Consider the following 6896-nt stretch of genomic DNA (forward strand, 5'->3'; position numbering starts at 1 on the left):
TCAGCCTCCTGGTACGCGAGGTCAGATCCCAGCCAAACGTACCAAGGACGGCCGCGACCTGCGGGGAATGTTGCCCGCCGTGGCGGCGCCTCCCGCTGGCCGAGAACACCCCGCACGGAGTGGGCCGGGTGGGTGTGGAATCCCCTGCATGACCACTCACCCCGCCTACGATCCGGGCGCAATGCTGATCGGCCGAACCGCCGTCGTGACCGGCGGTGCCGCCGGCATCGGTTCGGCCATCGCCCGCGCCTTCGCCGCCCACGGGGCGCAGGTCCTGGTCGCCGACATCGACCCGGTCGGCGACCTCGAGTTCGACGCCACCGCGGGCGGCTCGATCGCGTCCGTCCGGTGCGACGTGCGGGACGAAGCGGCCTACCCCACCCTGGTCGCGCACCGTCCGGACATCCTGGTCAACAACGTCGGGCACTACCTCCGCGCGCCGCACCGGTTCGCGACCAACAGTCCGGAGCTGTGGCAGGACCTGCACGAGGTGAACCTCGGGCATGCCCTGCGCCTGACCCACGCGGTGCTGCCGGGGATGGCCGACCGCGGCCACGGTGCGATCGTCAACCTCACCACCGTCGAGGCGCACCGGGCGATGCCCGGACACACCGTGTACTCCGCCTACAAGGCCGCACTCGTGCAGTTCACCCGGTCGCTCTCCGCGGAGGTGGGTCCCGCCGGGATCCGGGTCAACGCCATCGCCCCGGACCTGATCGAGTCGGTGCAGGTGCCCTACGACAAGCTGGTGCCTGCGGAGCAGCGGTCGCTGTGGCCGACCTGGTCGCCGCTCGGCGGTCCCGGCCGGCCCGAGGACGTGGCAGGCGCGGCCCTGTTCCTCGCCTCCGACCTGTCCCGGTTCGTCACCGGCAGCACCATCCATGTCGACGGCGGCACCCATAGCTCCGGCGGCTGGGTGCCGCGCGAGTCCGGGGGCTGGACCAACCGCCCGCTCAACCCCTGAGTCCCTGACCGACCGGGACCTGCCGGACACTGTCGGTCAACCGGATCGAACGGCCCCGACGGCCAACCTACGATGGCGGCATGGGTGTTTCACGGGCCGGCTGGGCTCTCGCGGTGCTGACCACGTCGACTCTTGTCACCGCGTGCAGCGACAACACTGACGGGGGCGGCCCGGTTCCGGCCGCCCCCGTCACCTCGGACATCGCCGCAACGACCACCGCCACGACCACTCCGCGCTCGACCACGACCACGACCACTGCTCCGACTACGACTCACGTTGCGGCGCAGGTTGCCGAGTACGCCGGCACCCAGACCGGCACCTACTACTTCGCCAGCCCGTCGGCGAAGTTCGAGTGCGCGATCGCCACCGTCGGCACTCCGGTCGCGGGCTGCCACGGCACCTTCCCCCCGGACGCCCCGCGGGTCCCGGGGGCGGGCGCTCCCCGAACCACGGTCGCGCCCAACGCCGTCCGGGTGACCTCGGACCGCGCCGGCGAATTCGTGCACCTCGGCGACCCCGCCTTCCACCGCTTCGACGGCCCGGCTCGCGTCCTGCCCTACGGCAACACCCTGGACATCCAGGGGTTCACCTGCTCGGTCGACGAGCGCGCCGGCGTCACCTGCGGGAGCGGCAGCGGTCACGGTTTCACCGTCTCGGACAGCGCCTACAAGCTGTGGTGACGCGACCGCGCACGGCCGCCTTCCCGGCGCCGCCCGCGCGTTCATCCTGCGCCTGACCGGATCTCGCGAGGTCCGCCGCCGACCGCGTCGGTGACCAGTTGCGCGAGCGAGGCCAGCACCGGCGCCCGGAGCAACCAGCCGAGCACCGCCCACCCGAGGTTCAGGTGCTCGAGCGCGTGGCCGACCGCCCGCACCCCGTCCGCCGACTCCCCCGTCACGGGACACTCGTAACGCAGCCGGACGAGCGGCTCGGGATGGTCTTCGGCCGGCACCAGGCGCAACGCCGTCCCGCCGCGGCGGGCGAACCAGTCACCGAGCTCCGAACACGGATCGCACCCGGCCGCGGGGTACAGCACCCCCACCGGGCGCAGCGGGGTCGGCCGCCACCGCGGCAACCAGTCCCGGACCTGACGCCGATAGGCGAGCCACGCCGAACCGAAACGGCCACGCAACGCGGCCCGTTCGTGCCACGACGCGACGCCTGCTCCGAACACCGCACCGGTCACTGCGACGGCCGCGAGCCACGGCTCGGACACGATCACCGCGCCGAGCGCCAGTATCAGGACCGCGCACACCTGCATCGGATTCGCCACGTAGGCATACGGACCCGTGCACACGAGCCGATCGGGCGGATCCCACGGAAACGGGGTGCCGCCGTGGCACGCGAACTCCGCCACGGACCGCAACGCGACGACCCCCGCCACGAGCGCGACCTGCGCCAGCAGCAGGTCCACCGGCCCACCCACCACCGCGAGGCGCTCCGACCAGCCGGTACCGGTGCTCGCGAAGGTCGCCGTCGGGACCACGAACAGCAGCAGCGCCGCGAACAGCAGCACCTGCAACACCACCCTCGTCCGCAGGGCCCGACCGGTCGCGGTGGACTGACCGAGGACCAGCCCGGGCACCAGGGCCACCGCCACGGCCGTCGCCTCGCCCCACCACCACGACTCGCCCAGCACCACCATCGGTGCCAGTCCCTTCATGGCGACCGCGTCGGCCGCGACCAGCACGAGCGCGGTCAGCCACGGACGCACCCACCGGCCCAGCAACACCGGCACCGCACCCCACAGCACCGCCCAGCCGAACACCACGTCGATCGGCACCCCTGACCACGACGCCCCCTCGGTGCCGAAGGTCCACCAACCCGCATGTACCGCAGTCGCGTTGACCACCAGCAGCGCAGTGGCGTTCCACAGCGTCGCGAGCGCGGCGCCGGCGTGGAGCCGGTCGGTACTGGCCCGGTCCCGGCCGGCGTGGTCGGTCCGGGTCACGAGCACCAGGACCGCGCCGAACAGGACCGGCACCAGCAGCACGGCCGAGCGCAACACCCCGACCCCGAGCGCCTCGGGCGTCACGTGTGCAGGTCGAGGGCGGACAGCAGGTAGTCGGCGGACCGCCCGACGACGTGCTTCTCGATGGGGCCGAAGTACCACGCGGGGTCGAGGTTTCGCGTGAAGTCGAGATTCCACGTCACCTCGGTGCGAACGGCGTCCAGAGCGCGCCAGCTGATGTCGACCTCGCGCCAGGTCAGCCAGGTCGACATCGGCGAGGTGTCGGCAACCGTGTGCATCCGCACCGAGTTCTCGGTGCGGGACACCACCTCGAGTTCGAGTCGGGAGTCCTGCTCGCCCCAGTGGTGCTGCGGCAGCAGCCCCGGACGGTGGTGCGCGCCGTCGAAGAGGATCGTCCGCCGGCCCCCGACCTCGAGCCCGCCGCCGTGGTCGGCCACCGGACGTGGAAACCCGAGGGCGAGAACACCGGTCGGTGTCACCGTCGCGAAGTCGAGCGGGCGGGCCACCGCCGCTTCGACCTGAGCGGGAGTGGCCTCGACGACGAGCGAACTCCCGGCAGCATCGTCACCGGGCAGCGTCAGCGCCGGCACCACACCCTCGAGGGCCGCCAGCCCGAACAGCAGCACCGGGAGCGCGAAGATGGCCGCGCCCTTGTCCTTTCGTGTGGACCGGCGCACCGAGTCGACGATCACCGCCACGACGAGGCCGACACCGTAGAACAGCGGCGCGGCGAACAGCACGCACACCAGTCCCTCGCCGAGCACCACCATCGAGAGCAGCAGGAAGATGCTCACGGCCTTCATCACCATGCCGTACGGATTGTCGGACGGCGTCGACAGCGTGAGCATCAGCGCAAACAGCGCGGGCAGACCGATGTAGAACGCGGCGGTCTGTCCGAGCTCGTAGTGCCGCAGGATCTTGACGGTCACCACCCCGACGACGAAGACCACGATCAACGCCGCCAGCGTCCACTGCGCGCGACCCGGTGCCCGTCGACGGGGCGCGGTCGCGGCAGGCTCGGGTTCGGTGCTCATCGGCCCAGTCCACCACAGCGGGCGGACCGGTCAGCCGACAACGGACGCGCGTCCTCACGGGCGCGGGCGGGAGGTCAGCGATACAGAGCGTCGATGTCCTCGGCGAACCGCGCGGACACCACGTTGCGCTTGATCTTCAGGGTCGCGGTGAGCTCGCCGTCCGCCTCGGTGAGATCGCGCGCGAGGACGACGAACTTCTTGATCGCCTCGGTGTGCGAGACCGTCGAGTTGGCGTCGTCGACCACCCGCTGCAGGTCCGCCAGCAGCTCCGGGTCCGCCCGAAGGTCGGCGATGGTGACATCGTCGGCCCTGCCGTGCGCGGTCCGCCAGCGGCGGAACTCCTCGGGGTCCACCGTGATCAGCGCACCGATGAACGGACGAGCGTCGCCCACCACCACGGCCTGGGAGACCAGCGCGTGCGAGCGCATCCGGTCCTCGAGCGGGCCGGGCGAGACGTTCTTCCCGCCTGCGGTGACCAGCAGGTCCTTCTTCCGCCCGGTGATGGTGAGGAAGCCGTCGTCGTCGAGCTCGCCCAGGTCGCCGGTGCGGAGCCAGTCGCCGTCGAAGGCGTCCGCGGTGGCCTGCTCGTTACGCCAGTAGCCGTCGAACACCACACCGCCGGCCAGCTCGATCTCGCCGTCGGCCGCGATCCGGACGGCGTTGCCGCCCAGCGGCTGTCCCACACTGCCGATCTTCTGCGCGCCGGGAATGTTGACGCAGTGCGCCGCGGTGGACTCGGTCAGACCGTAGCCCTCGTAGATCGGCACCCCGAGGCCGCGGTAGAAGTGGCCGAGCCGCGGCATCAACGCGCCGCCACCCGAGATCGCCCACCAGCACTCACCACCGAGCACCGCGCGAAGCTTGGCGTAGACGAGTCGGTCCGCGACCAGGTGCTTGAGCCGCAGCAGCATCGACGGCCCGCCCTCGTCGAGTGCCTCGCTGTACTCGACGGCGGTGGACTCGGCGAACGCAAACACGGCCTTCTTCACCGCGCCGCCGTCGGACGCGGACTGCGCCGCCGCATCACGCACCTTCTCGAACACCCTCGGGACACCGAGAATCGTGTTGGGGCGGAACCGGGCGAACTGCCCGACGATGGTCCCGAAGTTCGACCAGTGCGCCTGGATCCCGCCGGCCTCGAACATGGCCAACGAGACCGCACGCGCCAGGACGTGGGCGAGCGGGAGGAAGGTGAGCATCCGATTGTCGGGCTTGGCCACCTCCGCGATCGACGCGGAGAGGATGCCGCGCACCTCGGACAGGAAGTTCCGATGGGTCAGGATGCAGCCCTTGGGCCGTCCGGTGGTGCCCGAGGTGTACACGAGCGAGGCCAGATCGCCGGCGCGGATCGCGTCCACCCGCTGCCGGACCACGTCGTCGTCGAGCTCACGGCCGGCGGACAGCAGCGCGTCGACCGCGCCGTCCTCGATCTGCAGCGCCCGTACCGTCCGCACATCGAATGCCCGGGCATGCTCGGCGGTCTCGACGATCGCGACGGTTGCCCCGGAGTCCTCGACGATCCACGCGATCTGCTCCGCCGAGGACGAATCGTAGACCGGTACCGAGGCGGCGCCTGCCGCCCAGATCGCGAAGTCGAACAGAGTCCACTCGAAGCGGGTCGCGGACAGCAGGATCACGCGGTCGCCTGGCTGCACGCCCGACGCGATCAGCCCCTTGGCCACTCCGGTGACGAGCTGCTCGAACTCCGCCGCCGTGACGTCCACCCACTGCTCACCGACAGGCCGGGAGAACAACACCAACTCCGGCGTGACAGCGGCATGCGAATACACGGTTCGGACGAGTGCGTCGTTCTCGGCGACGGTGAATGTGGCATTGGACATGTATTCACGCACGGGAGTCATCTCCGACGGTCTCTGTTGGGTGGGAAGTGGTGGTGGACCGCGGCGCGGTCGGGCTCAGACGAAACCTGTGCAGGAGGCGGGCGAAGTCGGCGACCTCGTCGTCGGACCAGGACCGCGTCCTGGCCTCGACCTCGGCGCGACGAAGTCGGTCCGCCTCGGCGAGGACGGACTCGCCCATGTCGGTGATGCAGAGCGGATGACCGTTGCGGACCGGTCCGGACTCGGCTCGGATCCACCCCGACTCGACACACACCCGAACCTGACGGGACACCGTCGACCGGTGCACACCGAACGTGTCGGCAATCTGAGTGGCACGGCAGCCCGCATTGCGGGCGATGAAGGAGAGCACGGAATGCTGGGCGAAAGTCGGCGTCCCCTCGTTCGGCCGGTCACCCGTCATCAGCTCCCGCACGAGGTGCACGATCTCCTCGTGCACGGCGGCAGCGCCACCCAGTTCGTGTTGCACTACGCAACTATAACGCCGTTCACCACTTTCGTACCCGTGCGTACTGTCACACCGCTCGAATGCATTTCGGCCCGCGTCACCCCTCCCCACTGCCCGCCCGTCCCCCACATCGAATGAACGGAAGCGTTCATTCGATGTAATCGAATGAACGGCACATTCACTCGCCCACCAACCGGCAGCCCGCCGGAGCTGGGAGGCAGCCGACAGGCAGGCGGCCGGCGGGGGCTGTACACCCCCGGAAACACGAAAAGCCCCCACACCACCACCCCACACAGGGGTCGCGGCACGAGGGCACACCCGACACGAACAAGACAGAACAAGGACTGACAGCCAACCGGCACCCGTCGCCCGGGACCGCCGACACCCGTCGCCGGGGACCGCCGGACTCCCGGACTCCCGGCCGACCACATCCGAACCGAGTGAACGGCACATCCACTCGATGCAATCGAATGAACGGAACCGTTCACTCGATGACACCGGAGGGCTGGCACCGTGGCCGATGGCCAGGGGCCGGCGGCACCCGGGCCGCACAAAACACCCCCGGAAACGCGAAATGCCCCGCACCACAACCCCTAAAGGCTGTGATGCGAGGCAATCG

Annotated in this window: 6 protein-coding genes; 2 read left to right on the forward strand and 4 right to left on the reverse strand. The window is 70.4% G+C overall.

Annotated features, from left to right (window positions below; all coding sequences use genetic code 11):
• Nucleotides 1-148: 148 nt before the first annotated feature.
• Both ACFO6S_RS19530 and ACFO6S_RS19535 read left to right on the forward strand, forming a co-directional pair.
• On the forward strand, nt 149-964 hold the full coding sequence (locus ACFO6S_RS19530; protein WP_378419634.1) for an SDR family NAD(P)-dependent oxidoreductase: 816 nt from the start codon (nt 149-151) through the stop codon (nt 962-964).
• Nucleotides 965-1044: 80 nt separating this feature from the next.
• Complete coding sequence (locus ACFO6S_RS19535) at nt 1045-1644, forward strand: hypothetical protein (RefSeq protein ID WP_378419635.1); 600 nt, start codon at nt 1045-1047, stop codon at nt 1642-1644.
• Between the two features lie 41 nt (nt 1645-1685).
• Here the strand turns inward: ACFO6S_RS19535 and ACFO6S_RS19540 are convergent, their stop codons facing one another.
• The 4 genes from ACFO6S_RS19540 to ACFO6S_RS19555 form a co-directional block, all read right to left on the reverse strand.
• Nucleotides 1686-2999 carry a methyltransferase family protein gene (locus ACFO6S_RS19540; RefSeq protein ID WP_378419636.1) on the reverse strand — a complete coding sequence of 438 codons (1314 nt, stop codon included), beginning with the start codon at nt 2997-2999 and terminating at the stop codon, nt 1686-1688.
• A complete protein-coding gene (locus tag ACFO6S_RS19545) occupies nt 2996-3970 on the reverse strand; it encodes a hypothetical protein (RefSeq protein WP_378419637.1) in 975 nt (324 codons plus the stop codon). The genes ACFO6S_RS19540 and ACFO6S_RS19545 overlap by 4 nt, the downstream gene beginning before the upstream one ends.
• A 74-nt stretch (nt 3971-4044) precedes the next feature.
• Nucleotides 4045-5823, reverse strand: a complete 1779-nt coding sequence (locus tag ACFO6S_RS19550; RefSeq protein WP_378419638.1) for an AMP-dependent synthetase/ligase — start codon at nt 5821-5823, stop codon at nt 4045-4047.
• Nucleotides 5816-6298 carry a MarR family winged helix-turn-helix transcriptional regulator gene (locus ACFO6S_RS19555; RefSeq protein WP_378419639.1) on the reverse strand — a complete coding sequence of 161 codons (483 nt, stop codon included), beginning with the start codon at nt 6296-6298 and terminating at the stop codon, nt 5816-5818. The genes ACFO6S_RS19550 and ACFO6S_RS19555 overlap by 8 nt, the downstream gene beginning before the upstream one ends.
• Nucleotides 6299-6896 lie beyond the last annotated feature (598 nt).

Source organism: Rhodococcus kronopolitis (assembly GCF_042654025.1).
GTDB classification, from domain to species: Bacteria; Actinomycetota; Actinomycetes; order Mycobacteriales; family Mycobacteriaceae; genus Rhodococcus_G; species Rhodococcus_G kronopolitis.